21 protein-coding genes are annotated in these 20,436 nt (G+C 62.3%); 7 read left to right on the forward strand and 14 right to left on the reverse strand.

All coding sequences use genetic code 11. The annotated features are described in order from the left end of the window. Positions 1 to 28: 28 nt before the first annotated feature. Both ABVN20_RS12745 and ABVN20_RS12750 read right to left on the reverse strand, forming a co-directional pair. The gene (locus tag ABVN20_RS12745; RefSeq protein ID WP_368556011.1) at positions 29 to 484 is read right to left on the reverse strand and encodes a YaiI/YqxD family protein; all 456 of its coding nucleotides are present in this window, start codon (positions 482 to 484) and stop codon (positions 29 to 31) included. Between the two features lie 131 nt (positions 485 to 615). Beyond that, entirely contained in the window at positions 616 to 2,514 is a 1,899-nt protein-coding gene (locus ABVN20_RS12750; protein ID WP_368556012.1) for an FTR1 family protein, read from the reverse strand. Positions 2,515 to 2,823: 309 nt separating this feature from the next. On the opposite strand from ABVN20_RS12750, the gene ABVN20_RS12755 reads away from it, so the two are divergent. The 4 genes from ABVN20_RS12755 to ABVN20_RS12770 are packed head-to-tail and all read left to right on the forward strand — an operon-like array spanning position 2,824 to position 5,975. Further along, complete coding sequence (locus ABVN20_RS12755; protein ID WP_368556013.1) at positions 2,824 to 4,221, forward strand: COG3014 family protein; 1,398 nt, start codon at positions 2,824 to 2,826, stop codon at positions 4,219 to 4,221. 15 nt (positions 4,222 to 4,236) lie between these two features. Next, a complete protein-coding gene (locus ABVN20_RS12760) occupies positions 4,237 to 4,608 on the forward strand; it encodes a DUF1425 domain-containing protein (RefSeq protein ID WP_368556014.1) in 372 nt (123 codons plus the stop codon). Between the two features lie 32 nt (positions 4,609 to 4,640). Next, positions 4,641 to 5,228: a penicillin-binding protein activator LpoB gene (lpoB, locus tag ABVN20_RS12765; RefSeq protein ID WP_368556016.1), complete on the forward strand. Its 588-nt coding sequence runs from the start codon at positions 4,641 to 4,643 to the stop codon at positions 5,226 to 5,228. A gap of 3 nt (positions 5,229 to 5,231) precedes the next feature. Then, on the forward strand, positions 5,232 to 5,975 hold the full coding sequence (locus ABVN20_RS12770; protein ID WP_368556018.1) for a penicillin-binding protein activator LpoB: 744 nt from the start codon (positions 5,232 to 5,234) through the stop codon (positions 5,973 to 5,975). Positions 5,976 to 6,029: 54 nt separating this feature from the next. Here ABVN20_RS12770 and rhtB read toward each other — a convergent pair whose 3' ends face one another. The 3 genes from rhtB to ABVN20_RS12785 all read right to left on the reverse strand — a co-directional run bounded on the left by rhtB (position 6,030) and on the right by ABVN20_RS12785 (position 9,395). Continuing rightward, complete coding sequence (gene rhtB / locus ABVN20_RS12775) at positions 6,030 to 6,662, reverse strand: homoserine/homoserine lactone efflux protein (RefSeq protein ID WP_368556019.1); 633 nt, start codon at positions 6,660 to 6,662, stop codon at positions 6,030 to 6,032. A gap of 241 nt (positions 6,663 to 6,903) precedes the next feature. Beyond that, positions 6,904 to 7,485: a mechanosensitive ion channel domain-containing protein gene (locus tag ABVN20_RS12780; protein ID WP_368556020.1), complete on the reverse strand. Its 582-nt coding sequence runs from the start codon at positions 7,483 to 7,485 to the stop codon at positions 6,904 to 6,906. Then, positions 7,485 to 9,395 (reverse strand): ATP-binding cassette domain-containing protein, encoded by a 1,911-nt coding sequence (locus tag ABVN20_RS12785; protein WP_368556021.1) that lies wholly within the window; start codon positions 9,393 to 9,395, stop codon positions 7,485 to 7,487. Before ABVN20_RS12785 ends, ABVN20_RS12780 begins: the two co-directional genes overlap by 1 nt. Before the next feature lie 50 nt (positions 9,396 to 9,445). Here ABVN20_RS12785 and ABVN20_RS12790 point away from each other — a divergent pair, with 50 nt between their 5' ends. After that, positions 9,446 to 9,910, forward strand: coding sequence for a TIGR02444 family protein (locus tag ABVN20_RS12790; RefSeq protein ID WP_368556022.1), 465 nt, complete (start codon positions 9,446 to 9,448; stop codon positions 9,908 to 9,910). On the opposite strand, the gene ABVN20_RS12795 is transcribed toward ABVN20_RS12790, so the two are convergent. After that, positions 9,907 to 11,145 carry an AlgP family protein gene (locus ABVN20_RS12795; RefSeq protein ID WP_368556023.1) on the reverse strand — a complete coding sequence of 413 codons (1,239 nt, stop codon included), beginning with the start codon at positions 11,143 to 11,145 and terminating at the stop codon, positions 9,907 to 9,909. The two genes, ABVN20_RS12790 and ABVN20_RS12795, sit on opposite strands and share 4 nt — an antisense overlap. 192 nt (positions 11,146 to 11,337) lie before the next feature. Between ABVN20_RS12795 and ABVN20_RS12800 the strand changes: the two genes are divergently transcribed. Then, the gene (locus ABVN20_RS12800; protein ID WP_368556024.1) at positions 11,338 to 12,003 is read left to right on the forward strand and encodes an FKBP-type peptidyl-prolyl cis-trans isomerase; all 666 of its coding nucleotides are present in this window, start codon (positions 11,338 to 11,340) and stop codon (positions 12,001 to 12,003) included. Positions 12,004 to 12,064: 61 nt separating this feature from the next. Here ABVN20_RS12800 and rsd read toward each other — a convergent pair whose 3' ends face one another. From rsd to ABVN20_RS12840, 8 genes are all read right to left on the reverse strand, one after another. After that, positions 12,065 to 12,523, reverse strand: coding sequence for a sigma D regulator (gene rsd / locus ABVN20_RS12805; protein ID WP_368556025.1), 459 nt, complete (start codon positions 12,521 to 12,523; stop codon positions 12,065 to 12,067). Between the two features lie 176 nt (positions 12,524 to 12,699). Continuing rightward, positions 12,700 to 13,251 (reverse strand): disulfide bond formation protein B, encoded by a 552-nt coding sequence (locus ABVN20_RS12810; RefSeq protein WP_368556027.1) that lies wholly within the window; start codon positions 13,249 to 13,251, stop codon positions 12,700 to 12,702. A gap of 261 nt (positions 13,252 to 13,512) precedes the next feature. Next, positions 13,513 to 14,751, reverse strand: a complete 1,239-nt coding sequence (locus ABVN20_RS12815; protein WP_368556028.1) for a heme biosynthesis protein HemY — start codon at positions 14,749 to 14,751, stop codon at positions 13,513 to 13,515. Next, on the reverse strand, positions 14,748 to 15,908 hold the full coding sequence (locus tag ABVN20_RS12820; RefSeq protein ID WP_368556030.1) for a uroporphyrinogen-III C-methyltransferase: 1,161 nt from the start codon (positions 15,906 to 15,908) through the stop codon (positions 14,748 to 14,750). The genes ABVN20_RS12815 and ABVN20_RS12820 overlap by 4 nt, the downstream gene beginning before the upstream one ends. 16 nt (positions 15,909 to 15,924) lie before the next feature. After that, complete coding sequence (locus tag ABVN20_RS12825) at positions 15,925 to 16,692, reverse strand: uroporphyrinogen-III synthase (RefSeq protein WP_368556031.1); 768 nt, start codon at positions 16,690 to 16,692, stop codon at positions 15,925 to 15,927. Then, entirely contained in the window at positions 16,689 to 17,630 is a 942-nt protein-coding gene (gene hemC, locus ABVN20_RS12830) for a hydroxymethylbilane synthase (RefSeq protein WP_368556032.1), read from the reverse strand. Before hemC ends, ABVN20_RS12825 begins: the two co-directional genes overlap by 4 nt. A gap of 143 nt (positions 17,631 to 17,773) precedes the next feature. Then, positions 17,774 to 18,520 carry a LytR/AlgR family response regulator transcription factor gene (locus ABVN20_RS12835; protein ID WP_368556034.1) on the reverse strand — a complete coding sequence of 249 codons (747 nt, stop codon included), beginning with the start codon at positions 18,518 to 18,520 and terminating at the stop codon, positions 17,774 to 17,776. A 129-nt stretch (positions 18,521 to 18,649) separates the two neighbouring features. Next, positions 18,650 to 18,949, reverse strand: coding sequence for a hypothetical protein (locus ABVN20_RS12840; RefSeq protein ID WP_368556036.1), 300 nt, complete (start codon positions 18,947 to 18,949; stop codon positions 18,650 to 18,652). 28 nt (positions 18,950 to 18,977) lie between these two features. Here ABVN20_RS12840 and argH point away from each other — a divergent pair, with 28 nt between their 5' ends. Next, a complete protein-coding gene (gene argH, locus ABVN20_RS12845; RefSeq protein ID WP_368556038.1) occupies positions 18,978 to 20,372 on the forward strand; it encodes an argininosuccinate lyase in 1,395 nt (464 codons plus the stop codon). Positions 20,373 to 20,436 lie beyond the last annotated feature (64 nt).

Raw genomic sequence — 20,436 nt, forward strand, 5'->3', positions numbered from 1 at the left:
CAGGCTCGCTCCCACAGGGGGGCAAACATCAGGCCTTACGCGCCAACCGCGTGAGAATCCGATCCAGCCCATTGGCGAACGCCTGCTTCTCGCGCTCGCCATAGGGCGCCGGGCCTCCGCCCATCTGCCCCTGCTCACGCAGGTCGGTAAACAGGTTGCGCACCGCCAGCCTGTCGCCCATGTTCTGCGCGTCGAACTCCTTGCCGCGCGGGTCCAGCGCCGACACGCCCTTCTTCACCAGGCGATCGGCCAGCGGCACATCGCTGCAGATCACCAGCTCGCCGGGCACGGCGTGCTCGACCAGGTAGTCGTCGGCGGCGTCCGGGCCGCTGGGCACCACGATCAACTTAACCAGCACCAACGCCGGCTTGACCTGCGGCTGCCCCGCCACCATCACCACCTCGAACTGACGCTTGAGGGCGAACTTGACCACCAGATCCCTGGCCTGGCGTGGGCAGGCGTCGGCATCGATCCATACGCGCATTGCGTTTACCTCTTCAAAAAAATCGCGAGCAGGCTCGCTCCCACAGTTTTTGGCGTCAAACACAAAAACTGTGTCCACCCCAAATCACTGTGGGAGCGAGCTTGCTCGCGATCATGAGCGCAGCGAATGCTTCAGGAAACCTGCACCCGCCGCTTCTCTGCCAGCCAACTACGCCCATACAGCACAACAATCGCAATGATCGCCACGGCCTGGGCACTCAGCGAGTAGGCATCGGCATGAATACCCAACCAGTCGAACTCAAAGAAGGCGACCGGCCGCGTGCCGAAGATCCCGGCTTCCTGCAACGCCTTCACGCCATGCCCGGCAAACACCACCGACAGCGCGCACAACAACGCGGCGTTGATGCTGAAGAACAACGCCAGCGGCAGCTTCGCCGAGCCGCGCAGGATCACCCACGCCAGGCCCACCAGCAGCACCAGCGCCGTCGCACCACCGGCAAGCACCGCGTTGTGCCCCGCCGGCCCGGCCTGCAACCACAGGGTTTCGTAGAACAGGATCACTTCGAACAGCTCGCGATACACCGAGAAGAACGCCAGCGTGGCAAAACCGAAACGCCCACCGCCGCCCACCAGGCTGCTCTTGATGTAATCCTGCCAGGCGGCCGCGTGGCGACGGTCGTGCATCCACACGCCCAGCCAGAGCACCATGACCGAGGCAAACAACGCTGTAGCACCTTCCAGCAGTTCGCGCTGCGAGCCGCTGACATCAATCACATACGCCGCCAGGGCCCAGGTTCCCAGGCCCGCCAGCAACGCCAGGCCCCAACCGGCGTTGACGCTGCGTACCGCCGATTCCTGGCCGGTGTTGCGCAGGAACGCGAGGATCGCCGCCAGCACCAGAATCGCTTCCAGGCCTTCGCGCAGCAGAATCAGCAGGCCGGAAATGTAGCTCAGCGACCAGCTCAAGCCATCGCCGCCGAGCAGGCCGGCAGACTCCTTCAGCTTGGCCTTGGCTGCGTCCAGGCGCTGCTCGACCTCAGCCACCGGCAAACCGTCCTGCAACGACTGCCGAAACGCCATCAGGGACTTTTCAGTGTCCTTGCGCACGTTGGCATCGACGTTGTCCAGGGAGCTTTCGACCAGTTCGAAACCTTCAAGGTAAGCCGCCACCGACAGGTCGTAGGCCTGATCGTGATCACCGGCGCGATAGGCCACGATGCTCTTGTCCAGGGTGGTCGCGGTGTAGTCGAGCAATTGCCCCGGACCACGTTTGACCTGGGTCGGTTGCGCCCGCTGGGCACGGAACGTCGCGACCGCTTGTGGGCCTTCGGCGGCCTGCACCTCGGCCGGGGTCTGACGGGCCAGTTGGGCGATGTCATAGGTCTTTTCGCTGGTTGCGGCGGCAGGATCGGCACTGAAACCGGCGATGTACGTCGCCAGGTCCCAACGCTGGCGATCATCCAGCTGATCGGCGAAGGCCGGCATGTCGGTGTCTTCGACGCCCATCCCCAGGGTGTTGTAGATCGCATAGAGGCTCAGGTGATCCAGGCGCGCGGCATCCCGCAGATTGGCCGGTGGCGGTGTCAGGCCGACACCGGCCGGGCCATCACCGGCCCCGGTGTCGCCGTGGCACACCGAGCAATGCTGGGCATACAGTGGCGCGCCGCGGGTCGGGTCCGGGGTAATGACCGGTGCCTGGCTCACCTCGTAGGTCACCGCCAGCTGCGCCCCGAGCTGGCGCGCCTGGCGGGCCACCTCCGTGCCCTCCTGACGGGCGGCGATGGCGCCTTGCAGCGCGTGCACGCCCTGCTCAAGCCCGGCCTTTTCAGGTTTGTCCGGCATCGCGGCGACCAGGCCTTGCAACACCTTGGCAAATTCCAGCTGTTCGCGGTATTCGGATTCATTGATAACGTGGCCGGCGTCAACCGATTGCGGGTAATCCGCACCAATGTAATCGAGCAGATGCAGCGCCTGCGGCGCACCTTCCACGGTGTCGGCCAGCAGATTGAAGCTGCACAAGGCAACCAGCGGCAACGCCAGCCAGGCCAGGAAACGGGACGGGGCAGTCATTGATGAATCTCAATTGGAAATACGAAGTAACACATTGTTCACTTCGAAAGACTTTCACTCAAGCTTTGTTGTGAATCGCAGGTCAGGGATCTCGACTTTCGCTTCACTGGATGATGGCACTTTCTGAAATAGGCAGACTAAAAAGCCACTACAAAGCCATCATCCCTGTTTATAATGCCGCGCCCGTATTTCTGCTCGACAGGGCATTCAAGCTCCCCGCTCCGGGGAATTGGCAGGACGCCAGTCTGCGCCGATAGGTCTCACCAGCCAGACCGGCAAGCAACGGCTGCTTTCAGGGAAGAAGTATCCATGGCCTCCCGCGCCCTTACCGTGATCGCGCTCGGCGCTGTCACCCTGCTCTCCGGCTGTTCGGCGTTCCGCAATTACGATTCCGAACTCGCACAAACCAACCAGCAACTGGCTTCCGGCAACGTCGATGCGGCCCTGACCCTGCTGGAAAAGAACAACACCGGAGAAGACAAGGACCTGCTCTATTACTTCGAGAAGGGTGAGCTGCTGCGCGCCAAGGGCGACCTGTCCGGCAGCCAGAACGCCTGGGGCAGCGCCGACGTCGTGGTCGGCCAGTGGGAAGACGCGGTCAAGCTCGACACCGGCAAATACCTCGCCCAGTTCGGCAGCTTCCTGGTCAACGACAAGGTCCGCCGCTACGAAGGCTACGACTACGAAAAAGTCATGCTGACCACGCAGATGGCCCTGAACCTGCTGGCCGTCAACGACTTCGACGGCGCTCGTACCGCCATCAAGAAAACCCACGAACGCGAAGCCGTGATCGCCGACCTGCGCGACAAGGAATACCTCAAGAGCGAAGAGGAAGCCGAGAAGGAAGGCATCAAGACTGAATACAAGGACTTGCAGGGTTACCCGGTGGCCAGCCTCGATGCGCCGGAAGTGGTCAGCCTGAAAAACAGCTACCAGAGTGCGTTCAGTCATTACCTGGCCGGCTTCGTCTATGAAGCCCTGGGTGAGAGGGACCTGGCCGCGCCGGGTTACCGCAAGGCCGCCGAACTGCGCCCGAACACCCCGCTGCTGGAACAGGCGCTCAAGGACCTCGACAAGAAGGGCAGCAAGGACGAGGACAGCGACATCCTGATCGTCGTGCAGAGCGGCCTGGCACCCGCCCGTGACTCGATCCGCATCCCCCTGCCCCTGCCGATCAGCGGCAACGTGGTGATCACCCCACTGTCGTTCCCGATCATCAAGCCTGACACTTCCACCACCCCGTTCGCCCAGCTCGGCGTGGATGGCAAACAGCTGGACCTGACGTTGCTCAACAGCACCACCGCCATGTCCCGCCGCGCGCTGCGTGACGACATGCCTGGCATCATCGTGCGCACCACCGTGCGCGCCGTCACTCGTGGCGTGGCGCAGAAGAAGATCAACGAAACCAACCCGCTCGCCGGCCTGGCGGTCGGTATCACTTCAGCGGTGCTCGAAGGTGCCGATACCCGTACGTGGCGCACCCTGCCGGACAACACCCAGGTGGTGCGCCTGCGCCTGAAGAAAGGCGAGCACCAGGTCACCCTGCCAAGTGCGGCCGGTGGCTCGCAGGTCAAGATCACCGTGGACCAGCGCTACCAGGTCATCAGCCTGCGTGCCGTAGGTAACCAGGTATTCGCCAGCGGCGTGGCCGCCCACGTCACCCCGAGCGCGAACCCGACGGCCGTGGCCAGCCTCAAACAACCTTAAGAACGGAGTCTTTGCATGCGTTTCAAACTGATCGCCGTCTGCGCACTGGCCTTGCTGGCCGGTTGCGCCACACCGCCACCACCGGAGCCTGGCACTGCGGCCAGCAAGGTCGTGGCCATGGGCAAACTGAAGAACATCGTGGTAGGCGCCATGCGCGTCGCCCGGGAAAACGGTTTCATGACGGTCAATGTGCAGCTGAGCAACACCAGCTACAACAACAAGACCTTCTACTACCGCTTTGCCTGGCTCGGCCCTGAAGGCTTCCCGATTGGCGAAGAAGAAACCTGGAAAAGCCAGCTGATGTACGGCGAGCAGACCAGCTTCATCCAGGCCATCGCGCCGACTCCGAAAGCCGTGGATTTCCGCCTGGAAATCAAAACGCCTTAACCCCTTTTCGTTCAGTTTCAGAGAGCATTCCCATGTTTGCACGCTTTTCCTTCATCGCCGTCATCGCCCTGCTGGCCAGTGGCTGTGCCAACACTTCGCCGACCCTGGGCAGCAAGAACATCAGCTACGGCGACACCAAGGCCGTGGAAACCGTGACCAATGAGTTCGGTTCGACCGACCTGCAAATGATCGCCGAATCCATGACCCGCTCCCTGGCCCAGTCCGGCATCCTGCAGGGCCGTCCGGTGGTTCAGGTCTATGACGTGAAGAACAAGACCAGCGAGTACATCGACACCCGCGAAATCACCACCAGCATCAAAACCCAGCTGATGAAGTCCGGCACCGCTCGCTTCGCCAGCGACAACACCCAGATGCAGAGCCAGGTCGACCAGCTCAAGCTGCAAAACCAGAGCGGCCTGTACAAGAAGAACACCGTGGCCAAGACCGGCAACATGATCGCCGCCAAATACCGTCTTGAAGGTTCGATCAGCTCGATCGTCAAGCGCAGCAGCGACTACAAGGACGTCTTCTACAAATTCAGCCTGCAACTGATCGACGTTGAAAGCGGTCTGGCCGAGTGGATGGACGAAAAAGAGATCCGCAAGACCACGGAGCGTTAATCAATGCGCGCATGGATTGGCATGATGGCAATGGCTTGCGCGTTCAGCGTGCAAGCGGCGCCGAAAGTCGCAGTGACGGACCTGGCGTACCAGGAACGTGTGGAGCAGTACATCCACATCGTTTCGGCGCAGAACAACTTCCAGGCCAACCGTTACAGCGCCAGCGGTGCTTCGAGCTACAACGAAATCGAAGCCACCACCAGCTACATCGAACAAGGTGAGCTGCGTAAATTCACTGGCGACATCAAGGGCGAGATCCTGCGCACCGGTATGTTCCAGCTGGTGCAAGGCACGCCGTATACCGCCGCTTCCAAGGGCGATGTGTACGACGTGATCAAGCGGATCAAGGCCGGCAACTTCAAGGGCGCCGACTATGTGCTGTTCGGCACCGTGTCGGACATCGACTTCAACCGCGATGTCACCGAGCTGGCCAATACCGACAGCTACTCGGCGATCCTGGCGTTGACCCTGGTGGCCGACTTCAGCCTGATCAACACCCGCACCTTCGAGATCACCTCGGCCTTCACGGCGATGGGCGAAGGCCAGGACACCAAGCTGGTCAATCATCGCGACGTGCGCGTCTCGCTGAACCGTCCACGGGTGGTGCGTGACGTGTCCAAGGCGCTGGGCGAGGACGTAGCCGCGCAACTGAGCCAGCAGCTCGGCGGCGATGGCAACGTACAGCCAGGCAAACCGGCGGCACGCAACAACCTGCCAGCGGATACGGCGCCGGTGATCCTGCGCTGATAGCGGACATGAAAAAGGCGACCCAAAGGGTCGCCTTTTTTGTGCCTGGACGGTTTACACCGCGGCTTTGCGCAAGGTCGCCATGAACGCCGCCGCGCCGATGAACAAACCGGCAAACGTGCGGTTCATGCGCTTCTGCTGTTTAGGCGTGCGCAGCAGGCGCAGCACTTTCGACGCCAGGCCCGTGTAGCCGGCCATGACGATCAGGTCGACACAGACCATGGTCACGCCGATCACCAGGTACTGGATCAGCAGCGGCGCATGCGGGTCGATGAACTGCGGTAATACCGCCAGCATGAACACCAGGGCCTTGGGGTTGCTGATGTTCACCAGAAAGCCGCGGAACACCAGGGCCATCGGCTTGCCGATCTGGCGCACGGCCGCGTCGTCGCTCATGTCGCTGGGCAGCGCGCGCCATTGCTTGATCGCCAGGTAAACCAGGTAGGCCACACCGAACCACTTGATCGCGTAAAACGCGGTGGCCGAGGCCGTCAGAATCGCGCCCACACCGGCGCCGACGATCGCGATCTGCACCGCCAGACCCAATTGCAGACCCAGGGCGTTCCAGTAACCGCGCCAGAAACCGTATTGCAGACCACTGGACATCGACGCAATGGCGCCAGCACCGGGAGACAGACTGATCACCCAGCAGGCGGCAAAAAACGCCAGCCATGTTTGAAGCTCCATCGCACACCTCGACTCAGACTCGTGACAGATGTCTAAGCTAATGCGGCTTCGGGCGGATGACTACCGATTTTTTTGCGGGATGTGTCAGACACAATCCCTGTAGGAGCGAGCTTGTCGAGGCGTCGAACCGTCGCGATGGTCGCCAACGATGACGCTGGCTGCCTGACACCCGGCGGTGCCTGGACCACCATCGCGAGCAAGCTCGCTCCTACAGGTAGCAATCGGTCAGGCAACGGAAGGTTTATTTTTCAAACCCGGAAGATGGAAACACATCCCCCCCACGCCAGCGCCGAACCGAACGCTGGAAGAACAGGCTGTTGGGCACCTGCACCATAGCGCTGCCGGTTCCCAGTTCCTCAGCCTCGATCAACGTGGTGTAGAGCAGGTTGATCGCCACCACCCGGCCTTTGACGCCGGGCTTGTCGGTGGTGTCCACCAGTTCGACGATGTCGCCGATACGGAACGGCCCGACGGTGAAGATCAGGATCGCGCAGAGCAGGTTGGAGAGCACGCTCCACATGGCGAAGAACGCCACCGCCGCCACGGCCACGAAGCCGGACAACGCCGTCCACAGCACCGTGGCCGACACGCCTAGGCGCTCCAGGACGAAAATCAGCGCGCTGCCCATGATCAGCCAGCGCAGGCCGCCACGCAGCGGCATGAGCAGTTGCGGCGGCAGCGGATAACGCTCACCCAGGCGAGTCAGGCATTTGGCGACGAAACGTTGCGCGACATAGCCCGCCAGCAGGATCAGCAGGATCTGCACGACCAACCAGACCGGTTCGACCCAGGCCGCCGGCAGCGGCAGCTTGAACGCCTCCATCAGGACAGCGCCTCCAGCTCCGCCTGCATGCTTTCAAGCAGTTCCAGGGCTTCCATCCAGGCCTCTTCCAGCTCCGCTTCCCGCACTTTCAACTTGGCCTGCTCGGCCAGCAGATCACGCAGCTCGTTCTTGCGCGCCGGTTCGTAGATGTCGCTGTCGCCGAGGCTGGCATCGACTTTCGCCAGCTTCTCGTGCAGCTTGCCCAACTCGGCTTCGAGCTTGTCGGCTTCGCGCTTGTGCGGGGCCAGTTGCTGGCGCAACGCGGCGGCAGCCTGGCGCTGGGCCTTCTTGTCGGTCTTGTCGGGGTTGGCCGGCGTGGTGCTGACCGGGGCATTGCGCTGGCGGAAGTCGACCAGCCAACGGGCGTAGTCTTCCAGGTCGCCGTCGAATTCCTCGACCTTGCCATCCGCCACCAGGTAGAAGTTGTCGGTGGTGCTCTTGAGCAGATGACGGTCGTGGGAGACCACCAGTACCGCGCCACTGAATTCCTGCAGGGCCATGGTCAGCGCCAGGCGCATTTCCAGGTCCAGGTGGTTGGTCGGTTCGTCGAGCAGCAACAGGTTCGGCCGCTCCCAGGCGATCAAAGCCAGGGCCAGGCGGGCCTTCTCGCCACCGGAGAAATTCAGCACCGGCTCGTCGATACGCGCGCCGCGGAAGTCGAAACCGCCGAGGAAGTCGCGCAGGGTCTGTTCACGCTCGGTGGGCGCCAGGCGCTGCAAGTGCAGCAACGGGCTGGCCTTGGAATCCAGGGAATCGAGCTGATGCTGGGCGAAGTAGCCGACCACGGTGTTCTCGCCACGGGTCATGCGCCCGGCCAGCGGCGACAGTTCACCGGCGAGGTTTTTGATCAGGGTCGACTTGCCCGCGCCGTTGGGGCCGAGCAAACCGATGCGCGCGCCCGGCGTCAGTTGCAGTTTGACCTTCTCCAGCACGGCCTTTTCGCCATAGCCCAGGCGGGCATCGGACAGGTCGATCAACGGGCTGGAGATCTTGGTGGACTCGCGGAAGACGAAATCGAACGGCGAATCGACGTGGGCGGCGGACAGCTCTTCCATGCGCTCCAGCGCCTTGATCCGGCTCTGGGCCTGACGGGCCTTGGTGGCCTGGGCCTTGAAGCGGGCGATGTAGCTTTCCATGTGCGCACGCTGCGCCTGCTGCTTCTCGTAGGCCTGCTGTTGCTGGGCCAGACGTTCGGCACGGGCGCGCTCGAAGGCAGTGTAGCCACCGCGGTACAGGGTGATCTTACGCTGGTCGACGTGGGCGACGTGATCGACCACCTCGTCGAGGAAATCCCGGTCGTGGGAAATCAGCAACAGGGTGCCGGGGTAGCTCTTGAGCCACTCTTCGAGCCAGATGATGGCGTCTAGGTCCAGGTGGTTGGTCGGTTCGTCGAGCAGCAGCAGGTCCGATGGGCACATCAGGGCCTGCGCCAGGTTAAGGCGCATCCGCCAGCCACCGGAGAAATCGCCGATCTGGCGATCCATCTGCTCATTGGTGAACCCGAGGCCGGCCAGCAATTTGCGAGCGCGGGCGTCAGCGGTGTAACCGTCGGCGCTGTCGAGCTCGGCATGCAGGCGCGCCTGGGCGGCACCGTCATGGGCCGCTTCGGCGGCCGCCAGGTCGCGTTGTACCTGACGCAGGCGCAGGTCGCCATCGAGCACGTAGTCGACCGCCAGGCGCTCGAGCGTGTCGACCTCCTGGCGCATGTGGGCGATACGCCAGTCGGCCGGCAGGAAGCAGTCACCCGAGTCCGGGTGCAGCTCGCCGCGAAGCAGGGCGAACAGGCTCGATTTGCCGGCGCCGTTGGCACCGATGAGGCCGGCTTTCTGGCCGGCGTGCAGGGTCAGCTCGGCGTCTTCTAGCAGACGCTGCGGGCCACGCTGTAAAGTCAGGTTCTGAAGTCGAATCATAATGGCGGCGGAGTCTACCAGCTTCGCTCGCAACTGGCGCGAGTAGCACTATGTCCTCTGACCTGTGGAGCTTTTCCCTTGATACCTATGCCCGGCCCGGCGTAGAGACCGCATGCCTGACCCTGCAATCGAGCGGGGTCAATGTGTGCCTGTTGCTGTGCGGCTTGTGGCTGGGGCAACGTGGCGTCGCCTGTAGCGAACAACGCCTGCAACAGCTTCGTGAGGTGGTCGAACCCTGGGATATGCAGGTCGTTGCGCCGCTGCGCTCCTTGCGCACGCAATGGAAAACCGGGGCCCGTGCAGATGCCGAGCTCAATGCCTTACGCGAGCAGATCAAGGCGCTCGAGCTGGAAGCTGAACGGCAACTGTTGGTGCGACTGGAGCGATTGGCACAGGACTGGCCACAGGATCAGGCGACCGACGTGTCGGCCTGGCTTGCCGGTGTCGCGGCGAACGCCCAACACCTGGCCCGCGACGCGCTGCATCAGCTGCGCGTCGCGGCAACCGGCACTTAGGAAGCGCTGGTTGGGGTGGTGCTGGCGCTCGACGGGGCAACAGGTGTTGGCGTCGGGGTAGTGGTCGCGCTGGAAGCTACCGGTGCCGAAGCAACCGAAGCCGAAGGCGTCGTGGTCACTGGCTTGGCAGCAGGTGCCGGGGTCGGCTTGGCAGCAACGGCCGGTTTTTTCACCGCGGGTTTGGCTGCAGGTTTTGCGGCTGGCTTGGCAGCAGCAGGCTTGGCGGCAGGTTTTGCAGCCGGTTTGGCAGCGGCAGGTTTCGCAGCTGGTTTTGCTGCAGCGGCTGGCTTGGCAGCGGTGGCTGGTTTAGCGGTAGCTGGCTTGGCGGCAGTGGCCGGTTTGGCAGCAGCAGGCTTGGCAGCGCTAGCCGGTTTGGCAGCAGCAGGTTTGGCAGCGGCAGTACGTGCAGCTGGTTTGGCGGCTGGCTTGGCAGCAGCGGTTTTCGCTACCGGTTTGGCAGCAGGTTTAGCGGCGGTTTTTACCGCTGGCTTGGCAGCGGGTTTAGCCGCGACAGGTTTGGCTGCTGGTTTGGCGGCAGCCGTTCTTGCGGCTGGTTTTGCTGCTGGCTTGGCGGCCGGTTTAGCGGCGGCAGGTTTGGCAGCAGCGGGTTTTGCAGCCGGTTTGGCGGCTGCGGTTTTGGCAGCGGCTGGCTTGGCAGCAGGCTTGGCGGCTGGTTTGGCAGCGGCAGTTTTAGCAGCCGGTTTGGCCGCTGGTTTGGCTGCGCTGGCAGCTACGGGTTTTTTCGCCGCAGGCTTGGCAGCTGGCTTGGCCGGTGCTTTTGCAGCAGCAGGTTTTGCAGCGACTTTCTTGGCAGGAGTTGCCGCAGGCTTGGCCGAGCGCAGGGACAACGCCTTGCTCACAGCCTCTTGCACGCGACCTACGCCCTGGGCCAGTTTCAGGCTTTCTTGAGCGTCGCGCTTGAGTTGCAGAATGTAGCCGCGGGTTTCGGACTGACGATTTTTCAGAGCGTCGAGCAAGTCCTCGAGCTCCTTGACCGCGTCCTTGGCTTTGGCTTGTGCCTTGGCTTTACCAGCCGATGCAGCGTCCTGCAATTTGGTGCGGGACTTGTGCAGTTTTTCCTGCGCTTTGCCGCGCTGTTTTTCCAGTTTGGCGAGCAGTTTTTCCGCATCAGCCAAGGCTTCGGAACAAGCGGTTTCCAGATGCTCGAGCAAGCTGCCCGAGAGTTGTTGAAGTAAGTGCAACGGGGTATTTACAGACTTCTTGGTGGCCGACATGGTTTACCTCCTGGCTGACGTGGGTGCGGCTCATACTAGCCCTCTGCTGCTACCGCCGCTAGGGCATGTTGACAGTATCGAAAGCGTTGCGTTGCAACGGATCGAAAATCTTCTGCGTTTACGCAAAACAAGTTCACTGTCGCGCGCATTCACACTGGCATAATCTGCCGCATCTCAGGTCGGAGAGTGACGATGTCGCGCTACCTTTTTTTATCGCTGTGCGTATTTTTTTCCGTGGCCGATGCCGCCGAAAAAACCAGGGAAACCGAAGCCCACGATCTCGCCTACAGCCTGGGCGCAAGCCTCGGTGAGCGCCTGCGTCTCGAGGCTCCCGAGCTGCAACTCCAGGCCTTGATCGAGGGCTTGCAACAAGCCTATCAAGGCAAGCCGCTGGCGTTGAAAGACGAGCAGATCGAACAGATCCTGACGGAGCACGAAGCGCAGATGGCCTTGCAGCAAAACGCGCCGCAGAACGACGCGGCCGTCGAAAGCGAAAAGCGTTTTCTGGCGGCGGAAAAAGCCAAGCCGGGTGTTCGTGAACTGGCCGACGGTGTCCTGCTCACAGAGCTGGCGCCAGGCAACGGAGCCAAGCCAGGCCCGAATGGCAAAGTGCAGGTTTTGTACGTCGGCCGTCTTCCCGACGGCACCGTGTTCGATCAGAACAACCAGCCGCAGTGGTTCAGCCTGGACAGTGTGATCAGCGGATGGCGCAGCGCCTTGCAGAACATGCCGGTCGGTGCGAAGTGGCGATTGGTGATCCCTTCGGATCAGGCCTATGGGGCTGACGGTGCAGGCGACCTGATCGAGCCATTCACGCCACTGGTGTTCGAGATCGAATTGCGCGGTGCGACGAGCTGAACGCCGGAAACGAAAAACGGTGCGCAAGGCGCACCGTTTTTTGGGTAATTCAAAAGAGGGTTCAGGCTTGAACTGAATCTTCTTCCTTGTGAGCGGTGTGCAGGACTTCGATCAGGCAGTCTTCCAGTTCGAAGCGCTCGTGCAGCAGACCACCCAGCTCCTTGAATTTTTCTGCCACGCATTTACCTGCATCACACAGGTCGTTGAACGCGAGCAGCTTCTCGGTGATGACGTCGATGCGCGGGTAGATCGTCTCGGCCAGTTCGAGCCCGCGCGTGTCGCCAAAGGCCTTGGCTTCGCCGGTCAGTTGCTCGTAGATCTCGAAATGCCCGGCGGATACGTAGTCGACCAACACGCCGCAGAATTCCTGCAATGGCTTGCGGTTCTCCCCCAGGGCCTCAGGCTTGGCGCCGAGATCATCATAGGCCCGAACCAGTTCGTGACGCTCCTGCAACCAGCGATCGATCAGCAGATGCACTCCACCCCAGCGTTCCTGAGCATTCTGACAACTTTCGAGCATGGTGATCTCTCTTCCCTTGTGGGTCATGCTGCTCTGCACCTGTCACATACTTGAAGATCAAGATCGGCCAGGCAGAGCGCCATTCGAGCAACAAATTGCGACGACACGTGCGGGCCAGATTATGCCCGCACGCCAATGGCTTCAAGGTACGCAGGAGATAAAGTTCATACAAGTGTTTAATCGCCCGCCAGCGCCGGATGCGACGACTCGCCGCTGAGCGGTCGCCGCAAGGCGCTGCGCAACAGGCGCAGCAACTGGTAAACACCCAGGGTCGTGATGGCGACGAAGAACAACAGACTCCACTCCGGAAGACTCAGGTCGAACAGCGTCCAGGAGATGTGCGCGCAATCGGCGGTGCCATTAAACATGAGCGGCACCACCGACACCCAGGGATTGTTTGCCAGCAGGTCGGACAGGCTGGGCGAGCACATCGCCAGATGCGCCTTCGGATCGGCCTGCAACAGCACCTGACGCCACGCGGTCACGGTCCCTGCCAGGCTGAACAGCAAACCCAGCAGCCAGTACCCGAAAGACCCCATACGACCAGGCCCATGCACCGCTGCCAGGAGGCAGCACCCCGTCAGCAACGCCAGGCAAATACGCTGCAACAGACACATCGCGCAAGGCTGCAGGCCCACTGCATATTCCAGATAATAAGAAACGCCCAACGCCAAGGCACCGGCAACAAAAACCATGAAAAACAAGGAGCGTGAGCAGGCCAACAACATGGCTTTTCCGTACCGATAGAGACAAGTGGTTACGGTAGAGGAAAGCGTGCCAGCCTTTCAAGACAGCGCAGCAGGGACAGTTCTACCGCACCTGTAGGCAATTCCCGATAGAGTCCAACGGATAAGATGCAGGCCTCTGTAGGAATCTTCCATTGGCCGAAAAAAATGTAAGAAATGGACAAGAGTTTGCCGGGTTTGACGACCTGCCGGACACGCATTCCTTCAGCCGCCACCCTCGGCGGCGGCTGAAGGAATGCTCGATCAGACGCGAGCGGGCATCGGCAACGGTGCCGCCAGCAAGCGATCATCCAGAAGGCCCAGGCCTTCCTGAAACAGTTGGTTGCTGCCTTCGGTATCGCCCAGTTGTGCCAGCAACCGCGCCAGCTCCGCACAGGCTTCCGGGTTGCGCTGCAAGCGCAGGCTGCCTTCCAGATAATCGCGGGCCTTGCCCCACAAACTGTTTTGCAGGCACAGGCGGCCCAGGGTGAGCAACAGGCTCGGATCGTCCGGGTGATTCTTCAGCCAACCCTCGGCGGCCTGCAACTGACGCGCCGGATCATTGCCGCGAACCAAACCGTAGAGGCGCGCCAGGTGACTGTCATAGTTGCGCTTGAGTGCGCTGCGCAGAACTTCCTCAGCCTCGACCTGAGCACCCAGTTGGCGAAGCTGCTCGGCGTAGGCCACGATCAATTGCGGCTCCTGGCGCTGCGCCGAAGTGAGCTGCTGCCAGGCGCGTTCGAGTGACTGCAAGCCGACCGTACCATCCTCTTCGCGCCGAGCGGCCAGGGATAGGTTTTCACCCCACGCCCGACGCTCCAGCTCGGCCAGCTCGGTGGCGGGCAATACCTTGTCCTTGCGCAGTTCCGGCAGCAGGCGAATCACCTCTGACCATTGGCCACGCTGTTGATACAAACGCTGCAACTGACGCAACACCTGAGCGTTATGCGGATGCCGCTCGTGCATGGCTTGCAGCGTGGCCAGGGCGCCTTCGGTGTCACCACGATCGGTCTGCAACTGTGCATGGTTGAGGGCAATGGCCAGTTCAGCCTGGGGCTGGCGTTCCAGTGCACGCTCCAACAGGTTGTCACTTTCTTCGTAGTGACCTTGTTCATTGGCCGCACGGGCGGCGCCGAGGTAATACAGCAACGGCTGACGTTCGGCTTCGGCGGCGCGATGCAAATGCCGCTGCGCGCTGGCCCAGCGACCTTCGGCGAGATCCAGCTGGCCATGCTCGATGGCCACTTGCACCCGCCGGCTGCGGTTGCGTCGCGACCACGGATTGACCACGCCACCGGAGGTCATCACCAGTTCGACCAGCGCCTTGATCCCCCAGAACACCAGCCACAACACCGCCACCAGAGCCAGGGTCGCCCACAGGCTCGATTCGAAACGGAAGCTCTTGTAAGCGATCAGCACGTAGCCGGAATGTTCGGCAATCGCCAGCCCCAGTGCGGCGGCAGCGGCGATGACCAGAAACACGATCACATAGAGGCGCTTCATGGCGTGGCCTCCTGCGCAGTGTTTGCGGCTGGTTTGGCCATGGGTTTGATCGAGTCTTCGGCGTTGACGTTGCGACGTTCGAGGTAGGCCTGGACGGCGCTCAGGGTGCCCGTGAGGTCAGGCGTCACCACGGTGACCGGCTCCTTGCTCAGCTCGGCCACCTGCTCAAGCATCACTTTGCTCTGCGGATTGTCGGGGTTGAAATTACCCTTGAGCACGTCCCGCGCTTCGGCCAGCGCCTGGGTGTACACCGGCGCTTGTCCATTGAGCGCCGCCCATTGCGCCTGCTCCAGCGCCAGGCTCAGGGCCAGGCGGACCTGGCTCAGGCTCTGGCCGGCCAGCAATGGACGAACATTCTTGTCGGCATTGAAGTCGATGCGGATGTAGCGGGAAATCTGATCCCACCACTGCGACCAACGACTGGCGCCATCGCCATCGGCGGTCAGGCCCAGCAGCGACTCGCCACGGTCCTTGTACTCGGGCGCCAGCTCGCTGAGGTTGATCACCTGGTCACGCAACGCCCCCAGGCGCAGGAACAGGCCGGTGCGATCCGGTTGCTCGGTGCTGCGCAGGGCGACCAGGGTTTTCGCCACTTGCTCGCGGGCGGCGAACGAACCGGGGTCGTTCTGCTCGCGCAGAATCTCGTCGGCGCCCTGCACCAACGCCTGGGCGCTGCTGATGTCCTGCAACGCCGAAAGCCGCAGGCTGGCCAGGCGCAGCAAGTGTTCGGCCTCGGCCAGGCGCCAGTCCTTGCGGCTCGCACCCAGGACGGTTTCCAGGCGCTGGTTCAAACGCTGCTGATCACCCTGCAACTGCACCACCAGGCGACTGCGGGCATCCAGCTCTTCGGCGGCCGGCATCTGTTCGAGGCGCGCACTCAGGCGTTGTTCATTGAGTTTGAGGCTCTGCGCCTGATCGTTCAGCGCCTGCACCTGGCTCAGCTGCTGCTGTGTATTGGCTTGCAGGTGACGCACCTGCCACACGCCCCAGCCGCCTACTGCCACGCCGGCGGCGCCCAGTAACAGCGCGACGATTGCCAGCCCGTTGCCCCGGCGCTGCTCGGCCGCAGGCGGTGTACTTTCAGCCGGTGTTACAACCGACGCATCGGGATCGATCACTGGCCGGGAGTCATCTTTAGGCAAGGCAGTTTCGTTCACGTATCCATCCTTTGCATTAGGAAACGGGTTCGGGATGTTCCCGCAACGCCGTCAGCAAGGCCGCGGCACTGGCGCCACGACAATCCACAACTGTTTGGGCCCCGGCGGCACGAGCCAGCTCGGCGACCCTCGGGCTTGGAACAAACAACGGCAACCGCGCCAATCGCGGCCAGTCAGCGCCGGCCAATTGGTGCAGGTGCTCGAAACCCTGTCCACTGCTGACCACCAGCCCGTTCAAGCGTTCCGCGTCGATCCGCTCTGGCAAGGCCGTCGGCGCATAGTCCGGCAGGCCACGACGGTACAGTTCCAGATAATCGACACTAGCACCAAGCGCACGCAAACGCTCGGCGAGCAACTCGCGCCCGCCCTCCCCACGCATGATCAACACCCGCGGATCAGACCCTGCCACAGCCTGGCGCAACGCCGCCAGCTCGAGCAAGGCTTCGCTGTCATCGCCCTGCGCCGGGAAACCCACGTCGAGCCCGTGACTGTCGAGGATCTGCGCCGTCGCCGCGCCCACACTGAACCACTTCAAACCATCGGTTTGCTGCCCGTATCGCTGGAGCAACTGCACCGCGATTCTGGCGGCCGGCTTGCTGATCACGATAATTGCGCAGTAGCTCTCCAACGCCCCGATCACGCGCCGCATTGTGTCAGAGGCCGGAATCGGTTCGATTTCCAAAAGCGGCAGGCTGCTGCTGAAAATCCCCACTTCGGCCAGCACAACGCTCAGCGCTGCCGACTCATCCTCGGGACGCGTCAGCAGCAGGCGCCAGCCGCTCACTCGTGGCCTGCCTCGCCATAGACCGCCTTGAGGATGTCATCGGCGCCCTGGCTCAGCAGGTCTTCGGCCACCTGCACACCCAGTGCCTGGGCATCGCTGCGCGGCGCGCGGGCTTCGGCGCTCAACAGCAGGCCGCCGTTGGGGTCACCGACCAGGCCGCGCAACCAGACCTGCTCGCCTTCGAGCACGGCGTAGCAGGCGATCGGCACCTGGCAGCCGCCATTCAGATGTTTGTTCAGTGCACGTTCGGCCGTTACGCGGGTGGCGGTGTCCTGATGGTGCAACGGTGCGAGCAACTGGTGGATCTCGCTGTCGGCGGTGCGACATTCGATCCCCACGGCGCCCTGGCCACCGGCAGGCAGGCTGTCATCGACGCTGATGCTCGAAGTGATGCGATCTTCGAAGCCCAGGCGGATCAGGCCGGCCGCTGCGAGGATGATGGCGTCGTACTCGCCCGCGTCCAGCTTGGCCAGGCGCGTGTTGACGTTACCACGCAGGAAGCGGATCTCGAGGTCCGGACGGCGGGTCAGCAGTTGGGCCTGACGGCGCAGGCTGGAGGTGCCAACGATGCTGCCCTTTGGCAAGGCGTCCAGGCTTTCATAGGTATTGGAAACGAAGGCGTCACGCGGGTCTTCGCGCTCGCAGATGCAGAACAGGCCGAGACCTTCGGGGAAGTCCATCGGCACGTCCTTCATGGAGTGCACGGCGATGTCGGCTTCGTTCTCCAGCAGTGCGGTTTCCAGCTCTTTGACGAACAGGCCTTTGCCGCCGATCTTCGACAGCGGCGAGTCCAGCAGCTTGTCGCCGCGACTGACCATGGGGACCAGCGTCACGAGCAGACCCGGGTGGGCCTTCTCCAGACACGCTTTGACGTATTCGGCCTGCCACAGGGCGAGGGCGCTTTTGCGGGTGGCGATGCGGATTTCGCGAGAGGACATGGATCAATCAATCCGTACTGGAAGAGATACGGCGGATGATAACAGCTCAGCCAAATCCACTTTGACTTGTATCAGGTAATACTCGGCCTCCCTGGCCCCGGATGTCCGGCAATCGGGTGAGAAATTCGCCTGCGCAGGGCGAATTAAAGCTGTTGCATCATCTTGCGCACGCCGGCCACATGGCGGCGGCTGACGATCAGGGCGTCGCCATTGAGACCTTTGAGAAACAGCTGGAAGTGCCCCAGCGGCGTGCGTTGCAGGCGCTCGATGCGGTCGCGGGCGACCAGGGCGTTGCGGTGGATACGCACGAACCGGTCACCGAATTCATCTTCCAGCGCCTTGAGCGGTTCATCCAGCAGCACTTCGCCGCCTTCATGGCGCAAGGTCACGTATTTGTGGTCGGCAATGAAATAAACCACCTGGCCCAAGGGGATCAGCTCGATGCCCTTGCGGGTGCGGGCGCTGATATGGCTGCGAGGGCCGCTGCCGGACTCGGCGGCGGGACGGGTCAGGGCGGCGAGCTGCACACGATTGGGCCGCTCGGCTTTTTTCATCGCATCATGCAATTGTTCTGTACGCACGGGTTTCACCAGATAGCCCAAGGCGCTGGCCTGAAAGGCTTCCACGGCAAATTCATTGGGTTCTGTGCAAAACACCACGGCCGGCGGGGTCTCGCGCTCGCACAGTCGGGCAGCCACCTGCAAGCCATCAAGGCCTGGCATACGGATGTCGAGCAATACGACATCCGGCTTGTGGCTGTCGATCAGTGCCAGCGCCTCTTCGCCATTCGTGGCGCTGGGCTCCAGGACACTGTAACCCTCGAGTTCGCCAACCATTCGGCTCAGGCGCTCGCGGGCAAGGGGGTCGTCGTCAACGATCAGGACATTCATATTGCGCTGGATTCCTGCGTGAGTCTCGCAAAAGGATAGCGTAGACAGGTGAAGTGACGTCCGTCACCGCGATCCACGCTAAGACTAGCGCGAGGGCCAAAAAGTGCCGCTCGTCCGACGGCAAAATTTTCAACTGCCGGGTAATTGGCGGCCCAGGCCCGCATTGGCGAGGCATCGCCACAGGGTTTGCTGATACGCAATATGAACACCCCCTCTTCTTATAGTCAGCAGCCGCACCCATAAGTGCATTGTTCCTACTGTCCAACTGTAGACGGTTGCAGGCGCGTTATTGCTCAATTGAAAAATATCGTTGCGCATTTCCCGCCATGCAGCGTGTCGAGCACATACGCGGTGCCGGAAAAACCTGTCGACCAGCGCCAGCGACAGGATTGGCAACCCTGTTATCATTCGCGACAGTTTCAACGCCATCTTTATTCCAGCCGATACGAGCGAATTCATGAGCACTGACAAGACCAATCAGTCCTGGGGCGGCCGCTTCAGTGAACCCGTCGACGCCTTCGTCGCCCGCTTCACCGCCTCCGTCACCTTCGACCAGCGCCTGTATCGCCACGACATCATGGGCTCGATCGCCCACGCCACCATGCTGGCCAAGGTCGGCGTGCTGACCGATGCCGAGCGCGACAGCATCATTGATGGCCTGAAAACCATTCAGGGCGAAATCGAGGCCGGCCAATTCGACTGGCGCATCGACCTCGAAGACGTGCACATGAACATCGAGGCCCGCCTGACCGACCGCATCGGCGTCACCGGCAAGAAGCTGCACACCGGCCGCAGCCGCAACGACCAGGTCGCCACCGATATCCGCCTGTGGCTGCGCGACGAGATCGACCTGATCCTGGGCGAAATCACCCGCCTGCAAAAAGGCCTGCTGGAACAGGCCGAACATGAAGCCGAAAGCATCATGCCGGGCTTCACCCACCTGCAAACCGCACAGCCGGTGACGTTCGGCCACCACATGCTGGCCTGGTTCGAAATGCTCAGCCGCGACTACGAGCGCCTGGTGGACTGCCGCAAGCGCGCCAACCGCATGCCATTGGGCAGCGCCGCGCTGGCCGGTACCACCTACCCGATCGACCGCGAATACACCGCGCAGTTGCTGGGTTTCGAAGCTGTCGGCGGCAACTCGCTGGATAACGTTTCCGATCGTGACTTCGCCATCGAGTTCTGCTCGGCCGCCAGCATCGCGATGATGCACCTGTCGCGCTTCTCCGAAGAGCTGGTGCTGTGGACCAGCGCGCAGTTCCAGTTCATCGACCTGCCGGACCGCTTCTGCACCGGCAGTTCGATCATGCCGCAAAAGAAAAACCCGGACGTACCGGAGCTGGTGCGCGGCAAGACCGGCCGGGTGTTCGGCGCATTGATGGGCCTGCTGACCCTGATGAAAGGCCAGCCGCTGGCCTACAACAAGGACAACCAGGAAGACAAGGAGCCGCTGTTCGACGCTGCCGACACCCTGCGCGACTCGCTGCGCGCCTTCGCCGACATGATCCCGGCGATCAAGCCCAAGCACGCCATGATGCGCGAAGCGGCCCTTCGCGGGTTCTCCACCGCCACCGACCTGGCCGATTACCTGGTGCGCCGTGGCCTGCCGTTCCGTGACTGCCACGAAATCGTTGGCCATGCCGTGAAATACGGCGTGGACACCGGCAAGGACCTGGCGGAAATGAGCCTGGAAGAGCTGCGCAAGTTCAGCGACCAGATCGACCAGGACGTGTTTGCCGTCCTGACCCTGGAAGGTTCGGTCAATGCCCGTAACCACATCGGCGGTACTGCGCCGGCGCAGGTGAAGGCGGCTGTGGTGCGGGGCCAGGCGTTGCTTGCTGGCCGGTAACAGCTAAAAAGCCAAAATCTCGCGAGCGGGCTCGCTCCCACAGGGATCCTGCTATCACAGGAGA

It is taken from the genome of Pseudomonas sp. MYb118, from assembly GCF_040947875.1.
GTDB lineage: Bacteria > Pseudomonadota > Gammaproteobacteria > Pseudomonadales > Pseudomonadaceae > Aquipseudomonas.

What these genes read in the sequence shown, in the direction of transcription:
- ABVN20_RS12745 (WP_368556011.1), bottom strand. Translation starts at nt 484, where the DNA reads ATGCGCGTATGGATCGATGCCGACGCCTGCCCACGCCAGGCCAGGGAT.
- ABVN20_RS12750 (WP_368556012.1), bottom strand. Translation starts at nt 2,514, where the DNA reads ATGACTGCCCCGTCCCGTTTCCTGGCCTGGCTGGCGTTGCCGCTGGTT.
- ABVN20_RS12755 (WP_368556013.1), top strand. Translation starts at nt 2,824, where the DNA reads ATGGCCTCCCGCGCCCTTACCGTGATCGCGCTCGGCGCTGTCACCCTG.
- ABVN20_RS12760 (WP_368556014.1), top strand. Translation starts at nt 4,237, where the DNA reads ATGCGTTTCAAACTGATCGCCGTCTGCGCACTGGCCTTGCTGGCCGGT.
- lpoB (WP_368556016.1), top strand. Translation starts at nt 4,641, where the DNA reads ATGTTTGCACGCTTTTCCTTCATCGCCGTCATCGCCCTGCTGGCCAGT.
- ABVN20_RS12770 (WP_368556018.1), top strand. Translation starts at nt 5,232, where the DNA reads ATGCGCGCATGGATTGGCATGATGGCAATGGCTTGCGCGTTCAGCGTG.
- rhtB (WP_368556019.1), bottom strand. Translation starts at nt 6,662, where the DNA reads ATGGAGCTTCAAACATGGCTGGCGTTTTTTGCCGCCTGCTGGGTGATC.
- ABVN20_RS12780 (WP_368556020.1), bottom strand. Translation starts at nt 7,485, where the DNA reads ATGGAGGCGTTCAAGCTGCCGCTGCCGGCGGCCTGGGTCGAACCGGTC.
- ABVN20_RS12785 (WP_368556021.1), bottom strand. Translation starts at nt 9,395, where the DNA reads ATGATTCGACTTCAGAACCTGACTTTACAGCGTGGCCCGCAGCGTCTG.
- ABVN20_RS12790 (WP_368556022.1), top strand. Translation starts at nt 9,446, where the DNA reads ATGTCCTCTGACCTGTGGAGCTTTTCCCTTGATACCTATGCCCGGCCC.
- ABVN20_RS12795 (WP_368556023.1), bottom strand. Translation starts at nt 11,145, where the DNA reads ATGTCGGCCACCAAGAAGTCTGTAAATACCCCGTTGCACTTACTTCAA.
- ABVN20_RS12800 (WP_368556024.1), top strand. Translation starts at nt 11,338, where the DNA reads ATGTCGCGCTACCTTTTTTTATCGCTGTGCGTATTTTTTTCCGTGGCC.
- rsd (WP_368556025.1), bottom strand. Translation starts at nt 12,523, where the DNA reads ATGCTCGAAAGTTGTCAGAATGCTCAGGAACGCTGGGGTGGAGTGCAT.
- ABVN20_RS12810 (WP_368556027.1), bottom strand. Translation starts at nt 13,251, where the DNA reads ATGTTGTTGGCCTGCTCACGCTCCTTGTTTTTCATGGTTTTTGTTGCC.
- ABVN20_RS12815 (WP_368556028.1), bottom strand. Translation starts at nt 14,751, where the DNA reads ATGAAGCGCCTCTATGTGATCGTGTTTCTGGTCATCGCCGCTGCCGCC.
- hemC (WP_368556032.1), bottom strand. Translation starts at nt 17,630, where the DNA reads ATGTCCTCTCGCGAAATCCGCATCGCCACCCGCAAAAGCGCCCTCGCC.
- ABVN20_RS12835 (WP_368556034.1), bottom strand. Translation starts at nt 18,520, where the DNA reads ATGAATGTCCTGATCGTTGACGACGACCCCCTTGCCCGCGAGCGCCTG.
- ABVN20_RS12840 (WP_368556036.1), bottom strand. Translation starts at nt 18,949, where the DNA reads ATGGCGTTGAAACTGTCGCGAATGATAACAGGGTTGCCAATCCTGTCG.
- argH (WP_368556038.1), top strand. Translation starts at nt 18,978, where the DNA reads ATGAGCACTGACAAGACCAATCAGTCCTGGGGCGGCCGCTTCAGTGAA.